Below are 16996 nucleotides of genomic sequence, written 5' to 3'. Positions count from 1 at the left end.
GTAAAAGGTGCCCCTTCCGAAAGGAACACCTTCTGTCTGCATTCACGTAAGATTCTACTCACCATCAACCATGAATTTCACTAATCTATCAATATCTTCCTTCTCATATGCAATAAGCTCTAATTCCGGAATCTCGCCATTTGAAAAGATATTTGCCATGGATACGTACTGAGACAGCTTAGATTTTAAATTCAATCTGTCACCTTCGCCAGTTACTAATTCTACTCTTCCCTTACACTCATCAACTGCATTAAAAAACTTTTCAATGTTTGTAATATTCTGTACTTTCATCTCACTATCTCCTTTTTACGTTATATTCCTTCGCCCCTATTATAACCTATTTCTTTCGAATTTCAATATGTTTTTCGCTAATTTGTATCTTTCCTTCTTTTAGTAAACGTCCCACTGCACGCTTGAATGCATTTTTACTTAACCCGAATTCTTTCTTGATTAATTCCGGTTCCGCCTTATCTGTAAATGGCAGGCTGCCACCATAAGCTTCCATGCGTTTCATGATCAAATCTGCATCTGCATCCATCTGAAGAAATGCTTTCTCACGCACACTTAAGTCAAGCTTCCCATCTTCCTTCACCTTCACGACTCTTGCATGTACATGGTCTCCGACTCTCAGCTTTCCAAAAGCTTCTCGCTTCGGAATCAATGCGGAATAACGATTATCTACTGCCACAAATACACCAAAATTATCACTGATCTCATAGACTGTTCCTTCCACTTGATCATCCTTCTGATATGGCGAATCACTCTGCAGTCTATCGTAGACCTTCATAGTCGCACACAGTCTTCCTGACTTATCAATATAAAGGGCAACAAGCACTTCGTCCCCTTTCTTTATCTTTGCAGTCTGCTCCCTGAACGGCAATAAAAGATCTTTCTCCAATCCCCAGTCAAGAAATGCTCCAATCCTTCCAGTATCTACTACACGAAGCACGGTAAGTTCCCCCAATGTAATCTTTGGTTCACTGGTTGTTGCGATCAATCGGTCGGACGAGTCTTTGTATAAAAATACTTCGACCGGATCACCGATTTCTATTCCGCGCGGAACCTGCTTTTTGGGAAGAAGTACCTTCTCCTGGCTATTTCCAAGATACACACCAAATTCTACTTCCTTTACTACCATCAATCTTACTTTTTTCCCCAGATTATCTGTTAATGCCATGACTGCCTCCTTGCATCTTGTATACAGTGTTATTATAGTATACTTTTGTTTTGTCCAAAAATCAATATCTTAATTTTTCAGTTTTATAGAACAAAAAACAGCTTTCTGCTCTTCTCAATTTCAAGCAGAAAGCTGTTTTTTATTTCATTCCACTTAATGCAACACTTTGCACGAATTGTTTTTGGAACAATAAAAAAACTATTATTATTGGACACATGATCATTGCAGCTGCGGCCATTGTTGTTGTAATATCTGTCGAATACTGATTTGAAAAGATCGCTAAAGCCAACGGTAATGTCATCTTATCAATATCATTCAGCATAATTAATGGACTCAGGTAATCATTCCATATACCTAATGCAGTAAAAATCCCAAGAGCTCCTATTGCTGGTTTTATATTAGACAGAATCACATGCCAATATATTCTCCATGAATTTGCCCCATCTATTTTCGCTGCTTCACAAAGGCTGTCAGGAATATCTGCAATAAACTGCCTGCTTAAGTAGATACCAAACGCACTGATGAGATTAGGGACGATCAAAGCCCACAATGTATTAAAAAGCCCCATTTTCTGTATCATAAGATACTGCGGAATCATTGTCACCTGTCCTGGCACCATCATTGTTGATAAAAGAAGCACAAATAAAACCTTTTTATATTTAAATTCATACTTTGCAAAAATAAATCCAATTAATGTGCTGGTAAAAAGGATGCCTTATCCAGCTATGAATTTTATAAACACGGACTCGTTGACAAACCAGTTCCTGGCAATGATGAGATTGACCTGTTCTTCCAGAATGGTCTGACTGATATGTGGGTATATTATTGTACCGCACAATGTGTTGATGTAAGCAATCGCTTTATGTCTATGCCTTCTGCCCGGAATCGAATCTATGGTATTCAGATCTATAAGTACGATATTATCGGAATTCTTCATTGGGGATATAACTTTTATTACGACCACTATTCAACGATGTGTCTTGACCCTTATGCGGTCACAGATGCCGGTCACGCATTTCCTTCCGGGGATGCATTTCTTGTATATCCTGGTTCTGACGGACTGCCAAAAGAATCGATCCGTATGATGGTACATTACGAAGCTCTATGCGACTACCGCGCTTTGAAATTATTAGAGTCTCTTACAGATAAAGAATTCGTACTTCATCTGATTGAAGACGAACTGAGTGAGCCGTTAACTTTCACTACATTCCCTAAATCCGATTTCTACCTCATATCTCTCAGAAACAGGGTAAATGCAGAAATAGCAAAAAGGAGCTAATTGCTCCTTTTCATAACTCCCAATGCTATTCCTACTTTTTTTCCTTCAAGTAAAAATTTTTTCAGATTTTTCTGTAAACGAGTATCTTCCGAATACTCGTTTTTATCTTCCTTTATGATTCCATATACCCTTTGTTCTGCTAATGGGAACATATATTGAATATCCAGGATCTCAAATCTTTTCTGGAACTTCAGGATGTTACTCGTTTCATCCAACAATTCATATAATGCCGGAGATGTCAGCCATGAAGAACAAGTATATAATTTGTATTCTTCCGGGAAGAATTTTTCCGCAAGTGCAAAAGATTCATCACACGCTTCCGGCAAAAGTGGTCCACCTTCCGGAATATGGACTCCTATCACCTTTTCTCCCTTTTTCACAACGCCGCCAGAATACTGGATATCTTCTTCCAGAATAATCTTTTCAAATTCAAGTCTTCCCAGACGGAATACTTTCATCTCATATAATCGCTCATACCATCTTGCCTCGACCATTCCATAGATACCATAATATTTTTTACACCACTTACACCAGATAGTCAGGTCATAAAATGTATCATAATATATTTTTTCTGAAATATTATTTTCTAAAAAAACAGGTTTCATCTTCAGTGCAAATCTAATATATAGATATAATGTTCTTAATTTCTGATCTTCTCGCAGTTCCAACTGTGAAAAAAAATCATCTCTGTCATTTTGGAACCGTTTCTCCCACTCTGCCAGCTCCTCTTCTGTCATCTGAAACCGCAATACTTCATCAACTGCACCCGAAGGCAGGTGTATACGTTCCATAAACTCCTCAATTGTATCTGTTGTTCTCATTCCTTTATCTTCCAACCTTTCACAATGTCTATTACCATATTCAGGTTCTCTATTGGAGTATTGATTGGACAATCACATCCGAAAGACGGCATAAAGTTTTTATGCCCCTCCATACTGTCCAGCAACTCTTCGGTTTTTCTTCGGACTTCTTCAGGTGTACCCTGAAGCATCGTTTTCACCGGGTCAATATTCCCTTCTGTTTATCCCCATCTTCAAAGATCTGATACATTGTATAGGGTACTAACTGGAGCCCCATTCCTCCCATTTGAGGATATAAGACTCGTCGCTTTTGCCTGGTCAAATAATTATCTATTACATCCACCTTTTCCATCAAAGACTGATTCCTTCCGTATTTTATTTTAATTCCACTACTGCATAAGGTTTCCCTTTTTCATTGCATAATTCAATCACGGTACGATCTTCTTCATAAGCTGTCCTTGGACAGATTACATCTCCATATACCGCAGACTTCTTATATTCTACTCTGAGCTGCCGAACTTCCATTGGTTCCTTCAGTACTTCCAGTGCCATCTGCACATACTGACAGTTGTTCACATGCTCATTGGTATCAATATGATATTTTCTTACCGGAAATGGTGTATTCTCTATTGTCTCTTTCGGAAGATTGATCTTCCTCGGCGCATATTCCATTTCTAATGGCTCCTCTGATCCATAGAGTGCGATTTCTTGTTCATCCGGCTTTACAGGCCTGCCTTTCTCCATATCCATGTACACCCATACAGAATTCGCATATGCCACATTCTGCTTTCCTGCATCCTGCATACAAAAATTACGAATCCCATACAGCCCCTGAAACTCGGTCGCCCAGGTGCTGACACTTACTGGCTCTCCCATCATCGGATAACGCTCTACAATCACTTGCCAGGCCGATAGAATCCATGCTCGTTTATGTTTTGCACAGTAATCAATCCCTACCCCGAGACTCTCCGAATGAAAGGTACTGCAATCCTGAAAATAATTAATAATTCCCGGCAATGTAATCCGCTTCGTATGATCTACTTCACTGAATCGGATTCTGCTTTCAAATGTATACTTATGATTCTTTTGCACTGGCTACATAACTCCTTTCCAACGTAATGACACACTGATATCTGTGATCAACAATCTGCAGAAGCTTAATCAATGTCATACGCAATTCATCCTGCTTCTTCTTGTCATATTCAAATGGTACAACCATGTCGAAGATCAGATTCACCTGTTCTTTTCCATCAACCATACGGAAATCATGAATAGAAACCGCAGGATCCAAAGCTTCCAGCGTCTGTTCTACCTGCTCCCGGACTTGTAATACATACGTATCCTTTGTCTCAATCGGATCCATATGGATGACCAGAAAGATTCCCAGATTCTTGATTGCATCTCTCTCAATCCGGTCAATAATCTCATGCGACACTTCAATATCCACATCGTTCGGTACTTCTGCATGAATAGATGCCATACTTCTCCCCGGTCCATAATTATGTACGATCAGATCATGACTTCCGACAATTTCATCATAACCCTCTACGAAATTCGTAATTCTCTCATATTCTTCCGGATCTACCGCTTCTCCGATCAATGGTTCCAATGTATCTCTCGCAATTCCAACTCCGGCCCACATAACAACCAATGACACGCCAATTCCCACAAAGCCGTCAATATTAATGCCCGTAACTTTCCAAAACAGAATCGCCAGAATGGTCGCAGATGTGGTGATAACATCTCCCATGGCATCTGCCGCCGTTGCCAACATAACTTTGGAATTGATCTTGTTGCCTAATGTTCTATTAAAATACCCCATCCATAATTTTACCCCAATGGACAAGATCAGGATAATAATCGATACCAGCTGAAATTTTAACTCTTCTGGTTCGCGTATCTTTCCAATCGAATCCTTAAAAAATGTAAATCCAACCTGAAGTACCAAAAATGCAACAATCAATGCCGCAATATATTCGATTCTTCCATGTCCAAAAGGATGGTCTTCATCTGCTGGCTTACTGGCCATCTTCACCCCGACCAGTCCGATGATCGAGGACCCTGCATCTGACAGATTATTAAATGCATCCGCCATAACTGCGATACTATGCAGGAAGAATCCGATCATCCATTTCACCGCAAATAAAAAAACATTACAAAAGATGCCTACCACACTCGCCAACACACCATAGGCGGTACGGACAGACACCTTTTCCGTCTCTTCGTAATTCTTTACAAAATGTCTTACTAAAAACTCAGTCATATAACTGCCTCCGTGTTTCTTCTATTTTTCTTCTGAGGCATCTCCGAAGAAAAACCATTTTATCTTAAAGTCTGAAGTGGCCGTGACCATCTCATATTCCTCAGCCGTCAGCGCCTTCTTTAATTCTTTTTTCCCATCTTCACTGACTACTGCACATGTTGCATTGGTAAAACATAAATTAGGATATAGAACGCACCACCAGTTATGACCTTCTGCCTCGCCCAATCTGATGCGAAGAGCCTCATACCACCCTTCCGGAAAGAGGACATCGCCATAACGCTTATCTGGGAAATAGCATGTTGTCACCTCTGCCTTTGCAAGGTAATCATATCCTTCTTTTTCAAGTACTTTATCGGCAACCTCTTCCAATTCTGTCAGATGTTGCTGCGCCCACTCCTTTGTTTTCTGTGCACTCATTTCTCCTTCCGTCTTATCAGACATACTCTCTTTCATATATTCCAACACCGCATCTCTGACTTGCAATTTCACCTTCTGATCTTCTTCACTGTCACTGTTCGCCAATACATGAAAACGGAACACTTCTTTCGCAAGCTGTTCCTGTGTCTGAGATACCTTAGCATTCACCTGCTCCATTCTATGACAGGAAAATGTAACGGTTATAATGAATGCAATACAGATTCCCAATATTGTACAGATCCACTGCTTGATTCTATATTTCGGATAAAATTCTCTGTGAAGATTCATATGTATCAGACCTCCTTCTATGTTATCAGAAGTGTTAACATATGAATCTTCATTTATTCAGATATTAATTATTTTTTGTGCGAATCAGATCCATTACCGCTGCAACCTGGTTGTCAATGTGTTTACATACGATCTCTGCCGCTTCTTTCTTCTGTTTCTTCTCAATACGGCGGATAATCTCTTCATGTTCCGCAAGCAGCTGGGAATATTTATCGGCTCTCTTCAGATACTCAATTCGATACCGATACATCTGTTCTCTAAGATTATTCAACAACAGTATTAATTTCTGATTATCCGTAGCAAGATATATGATATCGTGGAAACGTACATCTGCCTCCGCTATTTCTGTTATATCATTGCTCTTAAGAGTCTTCTTAAATTGTTCTGCTGCCTGCTCTAATTCTCTGATCTGCTCCTTAGTTATCTTATCACAAGTCAACTGAACAGCCAGTTCTTCCAGAGCTTTGCGCACTTCCAATACATCCCGGAGACTCTTTTCCGTGATATCTGCAACTTCTGCTCCTTTTCTTGGAATCATGAGCACCAGGCCTTCCAGCTCCAGCTTACGGATTGCTTCTCGAATCGGAGTACGGCTGACTCCAAGTTTATTCGCAAGCTGAATCTCCATCAAGCGTTCTCCCGGCTTTAACTCACCCCGCAGAATTGCCTGCCGTAACGTATTGAACACAACATCCCTTAACGGGAGATATTCATTCATATTGACTTGAAAATTCGTATCCATCTTCTATTTCCTCCTTGCATTGTGTATATTCGTCACATACACCTGCTTTGCCAATTGTAATTCTTTTATCTTAGATGCTGCATTTTTCGCCCGTTGCTTATCATCGTATATTCCAAAAACAGTCGGGCCACTTCCACTCATCATAGCATTCAACGCACCATTATCCTTCATCACACTCTTGATTTCTTCTATGACCGGATATTCTTCTATGGTCACTTTCTCTAACACATTTCCCATACAAGAAGCGATCTGCTGCAAATCCTGATTCTCCAGTCCATGAAGAATTCCATCGATATCTGGATGTTCCTGAATCTCATGAGCATCTAACTTCTCATATACCATCTTTGTAGATACACTAATCGGTGGTTTTGCAATCAATATATAACATTTCGGCATATCTGGAAGCGGGGTCAGGATTTCTCCGATTCCTTCCGCCAGCACGGTTCCCCGCATAATACAGTAGGGAACATCTGCTCCCAGCGTCACACCACGTTCCATCAACTCTTTCTGCGATAATCCCAGAGAAAACATCTGATTGATCCCGAATAAAACTGTCGCTGCATTGGAACTGCCGCCGGCCATTCCTGCTGCAACCGGAATATGCTTATCCAGCGTAATCTTCACACCCTCTGAAATCTGAAATTCTTCCATTAATAAGTTTGCTGCCTGATATGCAAGATTATTCTCATTTACCGGGAGATAAAAAAGATTGGTCGACAATTGAATCCCTGGCTCTTTCGTCCTTTCTATCTTAATCTGATCATAGAGATAGACCGTCTGCATAACCATCCTTACATCATGATATCCATTATCTCTCCGCCCCAGAACATCAAGCCCCAGATTAATCTTTCCCAGTGCCTTTAACTCTAATTTATCCATATGTTTTCTCCTTGTATCTTGTATACAGTGTTCTTATAGTATACTCATATTTTCTTTAAAAATCAATATCTTATCCCCTGATTTTATCTCCTCAGTCTCCAAATCATTGACTTCCATAATTCCTTGCACTGTTGTATGATAACGTTTCGCCAGATCCCACAGAATATCCCCGTCACGGACTGTATAGCCTGTAATTCCCGGGCGTTTCTCCATTTCTTCCATATCAATAGGTTGAAACTCTATTTCTTCTATATTCTGAATCATTACCGGGCTCTTCAAGAAGCTGTTGAATGCAAGCACTGCCTTAATCTCAATCTCATCAGTTCCCAAAAGGCTAACGGAAAGTTGTTCCACCGCATAGGTGAGTCCATAGGTCATATCTTCGGAAGTCTCATTGCTCTCCAGAAGATATGAAAACGGAATCATACCCTGCCATGTATCAAATGGAATCTCATCATCTGTTTTGACATACAGAAAACAGATATGAAGCACACCTTCAATCTGAATTCCTCCTTCTGTTACCTCCGTATGCTCTACTTGAATTCTGGCGTTGCTATGGCAGATCTGAAGGATATTATCTTTGATCTCTGGGAGCGAGAGTTGCTCGGTCACTTTACATTTCGAATGGTTCTGCATCAGAAGGCGTTCGAAGATCTCTTCTGACAGTTTTGGCACACAAGTCTTCTCCAGGGAATATGTATCCGTAAGAATGTCCATTTTTTCCTCTTCATAGACAATCAGTCGCACTTCCAATGTCGCTTCTACTCCAATCAGCCTCATCTCTCCATCTTCATCCATACGAACATCAATATTCACATCCGTCAATTCTGGATATATCTGATGATACATGGAATCTTCTGCTCCATAACATTCAATTCGTCCTTCATAGGGGATAGCCTGTTCCACCCAGTCTGTCTTCCCATCCACAGTCTCATAAAGGCAAAACAGCAGTAGTTCTCCTTGCATCTTCAATTCATCTGTCTCAAGTCGAGTATCTAATTTTCTGCTGGAAAGTTCTGTCCAGAGCAGTGTGCCGATATTTTCCTTTGTTCCACTTAATGCGGCCTCTTCCTTAATACGGTATGTATCTTTTTTCGTCAGGAATGCCCGAAGAAGCTCCCGATTCTCATATCTTTTATACAGTGGAGTATCACTCTCTATATCTACGGTAAGCTCATTTTCTTTCTTTCCTTCCGAACAGATGGTAAGTTCTGCCAGTGTTTTCAGATTCAGCTTTCTGGAATGAATAACCGTAACTGTCAGATCCACACTCGAAGATTGGACAAATAGATTCCCGATCGGCTCCTGCTCAAGATAGATCATTTCTTCAAATGGTATTCTTCCTTCAAGGCATGAAAGCCGATTTTCTCCCTCGTCCGTCACATACAGTACCTTAAAATTCAGTTTGCCGGATGCCCTTATATAATTTTCCACTACCTTCATGTCTTCTACATGTAAGGTTCCTTCCCCTAGTATCACTCGCTTCACATCACCCTTTGCATCTGGTACATTATAATCATCATCAATATAGAATTGATCTGTAATTGATTTTCCTGTCTGGTATGTCTGCATTTGTTTTGTCACATATTCCATGGTCAAGCCTCCTATCTGAATTCTACTTCTTTATCCGTATATTCCATTTTTATCACTACATAAGGACATGTCTTCTTCTTTAGAATCTTTTCTTCTTTTTCTGGTCCGAGAAGACTGGTCACTACACGGATTCCATTCTCAGTCTCATAACACTGCTCTACCTTCACACTATATCCAGTGGTATCCTGAACTCCATAACCTCTAGCTGCATACAGGTATCCTTTATCCCCATAAGTCAGCATCATCGGTTCTTCTTTTGATGCTTCAATCTCAGCCAGAAATTCTTCTGGTATCTCGTCGTGATCAAGCACAGTAAACTCAACATCTCGGAGTCTCTCTTCTTCCGTTTTTTTTACAGAACATGCCGTCAGAACCAACAATCCCAGTGACAGCAGAAGTATCTTACATATTTTTTTCATAATGCCCTCTTAACAGCATATCTTCTCTAACATCATACACAACAACGCTAGAAAAAATTCCAATTTTATAGTATAATAGTGAGTATTAATATGGAACACTATCGAAGGAGAACAACTATGAAAAACAACAAAAGACTATCTGGAATCTTGCTGCATCCCACTTCTTTTCCTTCTCCTTACGGAATTGGAGATCTGGGAGAAGTTGCCTATGAGTTTGTAGATTTTCTTGCAGAAGGAGGGCAGCATCTGTGGCAGATTCTTCCATTAACACCTACCGGATATGGAGACTCTCCTTATCAGAGTTTTTCAGCATTTGCCGGACAGCCGCTTTTAATCGCCCCTTCTCATCTGTTAAAACTTGGACTGATCACAGAGGCAGATCTGACAGATTGTCCGGTCTCAGATCCTGAGCACATTGATTATGGAAGTGTCATTCCATGGAAGCAGCAATTATTCAGAATTGCTTATGAACATTTTACAGATGGAACTTTTCACGATGAACAGTTTCTCTCTGACTTTAAACAATTTATAGAAGAACAGAATGAATGGCTGAATGACTATGCACTGTTTATGGCCTGTAAAGACGTACACAACGGAGCATGCTGGCTGGACTGGGCAGAAGAATACCGAATTCCGACCGAGGAATTCAGACAACACCTTCAAAGCACTTTGCATCATCAGATACAGTATTATCAATTTTTACAGTTTTTATTTTTTAAAGAATGGCTGTCACTGAAGTCTTATGCCAATGAACGTGATATTCAGATTATTGGGGACATTCCGATCTTTGTATCCATGGACAGTGCCGATGTATGGGCGAATCAGCACTTGTTTCAGCTGGACTCTAACGGCTATCCATTGAAGGTCGCCGGAGTTCCGCCGGATTATTTCTCCGCGACCGGTCAACTGTGGGGCAATCCGCTATATGCCTGGGATGCTCATTTAGAAGACGGTTTTACCTGGTGGATATCTAGGATCCGTCATCAGCTTCATTCTCTGGACATCTTAAGAATTGACCATTTCCGTGGTTTTCAGGCTTTCTGGGCGGTTCCTTATGGAGAAGAGACGGCTATCAACGGAGAATGGATCCTTGCACCAGGATATGAATTATTCCATGCAATCCAAGAGGCTTTAGGTGATGATCTTCCAATTATTGCAGAAGATCTGGGAATTATAACTGAAGAAGTAGAAGCACTTCGAGATGCATTCCATTTCCCTGGAATGAAAGTACTTCAATTTGCCTTTGATTCTCTGGGAGAGGGTTCTTACCTTCCGCATCAGTTCACTTCTCCTGACTGTGTCTGCTACACCGGAACCCACGACAACGACACTACGCTTGGGTGGTATCTGACTCTGAATCCGGACTGTCAGAAAAAAGTATGTCAATACACACGGAATAGAGATGTTGCTTATATCAGCCATGATCTGATCCGCACAGCGCTTGGAAGCATTGCACGCTATGCAATCTTTCCAATGCAGGATGTTCTTGGATATGGCTCATCCGCCCGAATGAATACACCAGGTAAAGCGTCCGGCAACTGGAGTTGGCGGTATAAAGAAGGGGTACTGAGTCAGGAATTAGCAGATGACCTGAAAGAAATGACACATTTATATGGAAGATATTAATGAAACACGCATCAAATTGGGAGGTTCATACAGATGATAAGGTTTCTACTTGTAGTATTATTTTTATTCCTGTATTTATTTTTGGGAATCCCGGTACTGGGCATTGAATGGATCATTGGAAAGTTCAACAAAAACTTGAGTGACTACCAGAGCCTTCGTCTGGTTCAATGGGCATTTAATGTAATTCTAAAGATCTCCGGTGTAGAAGTAACCGTAATCGGGGAAGAAAACGTACCGGATGAGCCCGTACTTTTTATCGGGAACCACAGAAGTTATTTCGATATTCTTCTTACCTATTCCCGATGCAGGCGCCTGACCGGATATGTTGCCAAAAAAGAGATGCTCCGTTACCCGCTTCTGCGCGACTGGATGAAACGCTTATATTGCCTCTTTCTGGATCGGGAGAATCCAAAGGAAGGTCTGAAGACAATTCTTCAAGCTATTGACTATGAAAAAAACGGAATCTCTATCTGCATCTTTCCAGAGGGGACTCGCAATGATGGCGAGGAACTAAGCATGCTTCCATTCCACAATGGTTCTTTTAAAATTGCAGAAAAATCTGGCTGTGCCATTGTTCCGATGAGTCTGAACAACACTGTCTCTATCTTTGAGGCTCATCTCCCATTTATTCGGAAGACACATGTAGTGTTAGAATATGGCAAACCAATCTATATGAAAGATATGGATAAAGAAACCAAAAAGCATATCGGAGAATATTGTCAGAATATTATCCAGGAAACAATTAATAAAAACCAGGCGCTTGTATAGCGTCTGGTTTTTTGGTTCATCTACTTTCCGTATTTTTTACTGTTCTCTTCGCGGGTCTCTGCCAATGCCTGTTTAAATATATCGGCTTTCATCTTCCATGACAACTTCAGTGGCTGGAAGATCTTCCCAGTCTTGTGCATAAAGAAATCGTAAAACCCTTCTGCATCTCCCAAAGTAAAATCGCCCTTTGGAATCATATGAAGATCATCATTATTTACATTAATATAAAAATAATTATCATCTGCATACATGAATTCGACTTCTCCATACTTAATCCTCTGCTCATCTCCTGCATCTGGATTATCTACCCGGAATTCACTCTCCCCAAAGATAAAATGAATCTCACTCTTCTTTTGATAATTGACATCCGCCTTTGCCAGCTTAGAAAATGCGATTCTCTTTCTTACTGCCGTAAAAGCTAATATAATCACGGCAATTACGGCAAAAATATAGGTCAGTACCGTTCCTTTTCCTAATGCTGCAAGTGTCAGACTGCAGATGGAAAGCACTACAAGTCGAAAAGTAATATGGATGTTCCTTGCCGCTTCGCGAAATGTAATGAAATCTTTTAACACTTGATCGGTATGTTTGGTTCTTACTTCATAAACTGGGGTCATATTTGACTTCTCCTTATATCTTCGTTCATATTAATACTTGTCTACCATTATAGTATGAATCCGCAATTTCCACAAGGACTACTTTTTCTTTTACATTTTCTTCATCTGGTGCTATAATATAGCGGAATATATTATTCATAACGGTTTGAAAAAAAGGAGTATGAAAAAGAATGAACAGACAAGATCTAACTTTGCTGACAGACCTGTATGAACTTACAATGATGCAGGGATATTATGCAAAAGGGCAAAATGAAAAAGTTATCTTTGACGTATTTTTCCGCCAGAACCCTTGCAACAATGGTTATTCTGTTTGTGCCGGATTAGATCAGGTCATTGATTACGTAAAAAATCTGAACTTCACTTATGATGATGTAGATTATCTGAGAGGTCTTGGAATATTCAGCGAAGACTTTCTCCACTACTTAAGCGGTTTTCATTTCAGCGGCGATATCTATGCAATTCCTGAGGGAACAGTTGTATTTCCAAAGGAACCTCTGTTAAAAGTCGTTGCACCTATCATGGAAGCTCAGCTTGTGGAGACTGCTATTCTGAATATCATTAATCACCAGTCTCTGATTGCTACAAAGGCATCCCGTGTTGTATTCGCTGCAAACGGTGACGGGATCATGGAATTTGGACTGCGAAGAGCGCAAGGACCAGATGCTGGTCTGTATGGTGCAAGAGCCGCAATCATTGGCGGATGTGTCGGAACTTCCAATGTTCTGGCAGGAAAGCTTTTTGACGTTCCAGTCATGGGAACTCATGCTCACAGCTGGATCATGAGCTTTCCAGATGAGTACACTGCTTTTAAAACTTATGCAGAGATGTATCCAGATAATTGTACACTGCTGGTAGATACTTATGATACCTTAAAATCCGGTGTTCCGAATGCAATTCGCGTATTCCGGGAATTCCGTGATGCAGGTAAGCCTTTTAAGAAATATGGCATTCGCCTGGACAGTGGTGACTTGGCCTACTTATCGAAAGAAGCACGCAAGATGCTGGATGCTGCAGGATTCACGGACGCAACCATCTGTGCTTCCAATGATCTGGACGAGTATCTGCTGCACGATCTGAAGATGCAGGGAGCCGCTATTAACTCCTGGGGTGTCGGTACGAACCTGATTACCTCCAAAGACAATCCTTCTTTTGGCGGTGTATACAAACTCGCTGCGATTCAGAATGAAGAAGGCGAATTTGTACCAAAGATTAAAATCTCAGAAAATACGGAAAAAATTACTAATCCTGGTAACAAGACAATCTATCGAATCTATGATAAAACAACTGGAAAAGTAAAGGCTGATCTCATCTGCTTTGTCGGAGAGACCTTCGACACCAATGAAGATATGCTTTTGTTCGATCCAATTGAGACTTGGAAAAAGACGAAACTTCCTGGCGGTTCCTACACCCTGAGAGAGATTCTTGTTCCAGTCTTTAAGAATGGTGAATGTGTCTATAAGTCACCTTCTGTGAAGGAGATTGCAGAATATTGTAAACGGGAGAAAAAGACACTTTGGGAAGAGACAAAACGTCTCTTTTACCCTCACAGAGTTTACGTGGATTTATCTCCGCGACTCTATGAAGTCAAGAAATCTTTATTGGATCAAATGAATATGACAGAATAAAAATGACAGTAAAAAAGGAGACCAATTTTTATGAAGATTATTGTATTAGCAGGCGGACTTAGTCCTGAACGCGATGTATCATTAATATCTGGTGCAGGGATCTGCAAAACTTTAAGAGAACAAGGACATCAGGCATTCTTACTGGATGTATATTTTGGATATCCTTATGATCCTCAGAAACTCGAGGAAGTCTTTGATCTTCCTGGAGCAGGTCTTGAAATTGCAGAAGGTATCAAGACCACTGCTCCTGATCTGGAAGCTTTAAGAAAATCACGTCCTGACCAGTCTGATTGTTATCTTGGTCCAAACGTCATTGAGTTATGCCGCATGGCAGACATCACATTTATGGGACTTCACGGTTCTGTTGGGGAAAATGGAAAATTGCAGGCAACTTTTGATATTCTGGGCATCAAATATACTGGCCCGAACTCCCTTGGATGTGCTGTATCTATGGATAAACTGCTCACCAAAGAGATCTACAAGACTGCCAAAGTTCCGACCCCTCGCGGGACCTCTCTTACTCCAAAGACCAAAGATACGCCTTTGGATAAGTTAGGATATTATCTTCCACTGGTGATAAAACCATGTTCCAATGGTTCCAGCATCGGTGTATACATCGTTCATACAGAAGAAGAATATCTCGATGCAATTCATCAGTCTTTTGATGTTGCTCATGAGGATGAAGTCATCGTTGAACCTTATATCAAGGGGCGTGAATTTGCCTGTGGAATTCTTGCCGGCAAAGCTCTCCCGTTAGTCGAAATCATTCCAAAAGATGGTGTCTTCAATTATGAAAATAAATATCAGACCGGTGGTGCTCAAGAGATCTGTCCACCGATATCTATTGATGAGGATACACAGGCACAGATACAGCGTGCCGGCGAAAAAGCATTCGAAGCACTACGTATGGATGTATATGCCCGTGCTGATTTTATTATCGATGATGCAGATGGTAAATTCTATTGTCTTGAGATGAATGGTCTTCCGGGAATGACTCCTGCCAGCCTTCTACCAAAAGCTGCCAAAGCTGCCGGCATCGAATATAGTGACTTGTGTATGAAGATCATCGAAGAATCTTTCAAAGCACGTTATAACAACTAGAAACGAGGAGATGCACTATGAAAAACCTCACTTTAAGAAATATTACCAAAGCTTGTCAGGGAACTTATCACGGAGATACTTCCATTCTAGATCAGGAAGTAGACGGTGTTGTGATTGACAGCCGTAAAGTTCAGCCCAATTATCTGTTCGTTGCTATTGATGGTGAAAGAGTCAATGCTCATAAATTCATTCCTGATACCATCGAAAAGGGGGCACTTTGTGTCGTTTCCCATGAAGATCTTGGAGACACAGACTATCCTTATATACTGGTTGAATCTACCGGACAGGCACTACTGGACATTGCCAAGTTATACCGTGATTCTTTTGATGTAAAAGTAATTGGTATCACCGGAAGTGTGGGAAAGACCAGCACAAAAGAAATGATTGCTTCTGTTGTAGCTCAAAAGTACAACGTTCACAAAACGATTGGCAATTTTAACAATGAGTGGGGACTTCCTATCACAATTTTCGAGATGAATGAAAGTCATCAGGTAGCAATTCTGGAAATGGGAGTCAATCACTTTGGAGAGATGCGCCGTCTTTCTTCTGTTGCAAGCCCGGATATCTGCGTGATTACCAATATCGGAGTCGCACATCTGGAATTCTTCAAGACAAGAGAAGGAATCCTTCAGGAAAAATCACAGATGATTCAGGACATGAAAGATGGCGGTACGATCATTCTCAATGGAGATGACGATCTCCTGTCTCGAGTAGGACCAATCAAGGGGGTAGCACCTATATTCTTTGGTCTTGATGAGGATAATCAATTCTATGCTGACCAGATTCAGCCATTGGGATTACGAGGAACTTCTTGTACAATTCATCTCCCAGACGATACTTCTTTTGAATGTATCGTTCCGCTTCCCGGAAAGCATATGATCTTCAATGCTCTTGCCGGAACTGCCGTTGGATATACATTAGGACTTACTCCGGAAGAAATCAAAGCCGGAATTGAAGGTCTTCCTTCTATCCCAGGGCGCAATAATATCATCAAGACAGACCGGATGATTATTCTGGACGACTGTTACAATGCTAACCCGATATCCATGAAAGCATCCATTGATGTATTGGATATGGCCATTGGCCGCAAGATTGCTGTGCTTGGTGATATGGGTGAGCTAGGCGAGAAAGCAGGAGAACTTCACCGTGAAGTCGGAGAATATGCAGCTTCTCACGGAATCGATCTGGTGTGTGGAATCGGAGACCTTTCGAAAGAACTGGTCGATGGCGCTTTAAAAACTGCTTCTTCCACAGAAGGATTATGGTTTGCTACGAAAGCAGACTTTTTGAATGCAATCAGGGACATCATAAAAGATGGTGACAACATTCTTGTAAAGGCATCCCATGGCATGAATTTCCCTGAGATTGTAGATGCCTTAAAAAACATATAGCAGGAGTACTA

The 16996-nt window shown here is 40.9% G+C and carries 18 protein-coding genes and 1 pseudogene; 6 read left to right on the top strand and 13 right to left on the bottom strand.

Translation table 11 applies throughout. The features are described from left to right. Positions 1–54 precede the first annotated feature (54 nt). The 3 genes from ABE613_RS00775 to ABE613_RS00765 all read right to left on the bottom strand — a co-directional run bounded on the left by ABE613_RS00775 (position 55) and on the right by ABE613_RS00765 (position 1868). On the bottom strand, positions 55–291 hold the full coding sequence (locus tag ABE613_RS00775; protein ID WP_235232379.1) for a polya polymerase: 237 nt from the start codon (positions 289–291) through the stop codon (positions 55–57). Positions 292–337: 46 nt separating this feature from the next. Further along, a complete protein-coding gene (locus tag ABE613_RS00770) occupies positions 338–1177 on the bottom strand; it encodes a CvfB family protein (protein ID WP_235232380.1) in 840 nt (279 codons plus the stop codon). 139 nt (positions 1178–1316) lie between these two features. Next, positions 1317–1868, bottom strand: coding sequence for a carbohydrate ABC transporter permease (locus tag ABE613_RS00765; protein WP_347375468.1), 552 nt, complete (start codon positions 1866–1868; stop codon positions 1317–1319). 75 nt (positions 1869–1943) lie between these two features. Between ABE613_RS00765 and ABE613_RS00760 the strand changes: the two are divergent. Next, a pseudogene (locus ABE613_RS00760) lies at positions 1944–2456 on the top strand (DUF4091 domain-containing protein); the annotation flags it as partial. Here the strand turns inward: ABE613_RS00760 and ABE613_RS00755 are convergent. The 9 genes from ABE613_RS00755 to ABE613_RS00715 form a co-directional block, all read right to left on the bottom strand. Next, complete coding sequence (locus ABE613_RS00755) at positions 2453–3277, bottom strand: acyltransferase domain-containing protein (protein WP_235232383.1); 825 nt, start codon at positions 3275–3277, stop codon at positions 2453–2455. The pseudogene ABE613_RS00760 and the gene ABE613_RS00755 sit on opposite strands and share 4 nt — an antisense overlap. Continuing rightward, complete coding sequence (locus tag ABE613_RS00750) at positions 3274–3465, bottom strand: uroporphyrinogen decarboxylase family protein (RefSeq protein ID WP_328282594.1); 192 nt, start codon at positions 3463–3465, stop codon at positions 3274–3276. Before ABE613_RS00750 ends, ABE613_RS00755 begins: the two co-directional genes overlap by 4 nt. 166 nt (positions 3466–3631) lie before the next feature. After that, complete coding sequence (locus tag ABE613_RS00745) at positions 3632–4348, bottom strand: acyl-[acyl-carrier-protein] thioesterase (protein ID WP_235232384.1); 717 nt, start codon at positions 4346–4348, stop codon at positions 3632–3634. Next, complete coding sequence (locus ABE613_RS00740) at positions 4332–5519, bottom strand: cation diffusion facilitator family transporter (protein ID WP_235232385.1); 1188 nt, start codon at positions 5517–5519, stop codon at positions 4332–4334. Before ABE613_RS00740 ends, ABE613_RS00745 begins: the two co-directional genes overlap by 17 nt. 21 nt (positions 5520–5540) lie before the next feature. Continuing rightward, positions 5541–6224 (bottom strand): stage II sporulation protein R, encoded by a 684-nt coding sequence (gene spoIIR / locus ABE613_RS00735; protein ID WP_235232386.1) that lies wholly within the window; start codon positions 6222–6224, stop codon positions 5541–5543. 64 nt (positions 6225–6288) lie between these two features. Beyond that, complete coding sequence (locus ABE613_RS00730; RefSeq protein ID WP_235232387.1) at positions 6289–6966, bottom strand: GntR family transcriptional regulator; 678 nt, start codon at positions 6964–6966, stop codon at positions 6289–6291. Between the two features lie 3 nt (positions 6967–6969). Further along, positions 6970–7845 carry a 4-(cytidine 5'-diphospho)-2-C-methyl-D-erythritol kinase gene (ispE, locus tag ABE613_RS00725; protein ID WP_235232388.1) on the bottom strand — a complete coding sequence of 292 codons (876 nt, stop codon included), beginning with the start codon at positions 7843–7845 and terminating at the stop codon, positions 6970–6972. Between the two features lie 33 nt (positions 7846–7878). After that, entirely contained in the window at positions 7879–9438 is a 1560-nt protein-coding gene (locus ABE613_RS00720) for a DUF3794 and LysM peptidoglycan-binding domain-containing protein (RefSeq protein WP_235232389.1), read from the bottom strand. An 11-nt stretch (positions 9439–9449) separates the two neighbouring features. Continuing rightward, positions 9450–9857 (bottom strand): protease complex subunit PrcB family protein, encoded by a 408-nt coding sequence (locus ABE613_RS00715; RefSeq protein WP_235232390.1) that lies wholly within the window; start codon positions 9855–9857, stop codon positions 9450–9452. 117 nt (positions 9858–9974) lie between these two features. Here ABE613_RS00715 and malQ point away from each other — a divergent pair, with 117 nt between their 5' ends. Then, entirely contained in the window at positions 9975–11483 is a 1509-nt protein-coding gene (malQ, locus tag ABE613_RS00710; protein WP_235232391.1) for a 4-alpha-glucanotransferase, read from the top strand. Positions 11484–11516: 33 nt separating this feature from the next. Continuing rightward, positions 11517–12251: a lysophospholipid acyltransferase family protein gene (locus ABE613_RS00705; protein WP_235232392.1), complete on the top strand. Its 735-nt coding sequence runs from the start codon at positions 11517–11519 to the stop codon at positions 12249–12251. A gap of 20 nt (positions 12252–12271) precedes the next feature. On the opposite strand, the gene ABE613_RS00700 is transcribed toward ABE613_RS00705, so the two are convergent. Beyond that, positions 12272–12868, bottom strand: a complete 597-nt coding sequence (locus ABE613_RS00700; protein ID WP_235232393.1) for a YcxB family protein — start codon at positions 12866–12868, stop codon at positions 12272–12274. Between the two features lie 170 nt (positions 12869–13038). Between ABE613_RS00700 and ABE613_RS00695 the strand changes: the two genes are divergently transcribed. The 3 genes from ABE613_RS00695 to ABE613_RS00685 are packed head-to-tail and all read left to right on the top strand — an operon-like array spanning position 13039 to position 16985. Further along, positions 13039–14493, top strand: coding sequence for a nicotinate phosphoribosyltransferase (locus ABE613_RS00695; RefSeq protein ID WP_347375359.1), 1455 nt, complete (start codon positions 13039–13041; stop codon positions 14491–14493). Positions 14494–14523: 30 nt separating this feature from the next. Then, positions 14524–15594: a D-alanine--D-alanine ligase family protein gene (locus ABE613_RS00690; protein WP_235232395.1), complete on the top strand. Its 1071-nt coding sequence runs from the start codon at positions 14524–14526 to the stop codon at positions 15592–15594. 17 nt (positions 15595–15611) lie between these two features. Further along, positions 15612–16985 (top strand): UDP-N-acetylmuramoyl-tripeptide--D-alanyl-D-alanine ligase, encoded by a 1374-nt coding sequence (locus tag ABE613_RS00685; protein ID WP_235232396.1) that lies wholly within the window; start codon positions 15612–15614, stop codon positions 16983–16985. Positions 16986–16996 lie beyond the last annotated feature (11 nt).

The sequence above is a fragment of the Dorea chungnamensis genome, from assembly GCF_039832125.1.
GTDB lineage: Bacteria > Bacillota > Clostridia > Lachnospirales > Lachnospiraceae > JAFBIX01.
This window is presented reverse-complemented; position numbering and strand designations above follow the sequence as displayed.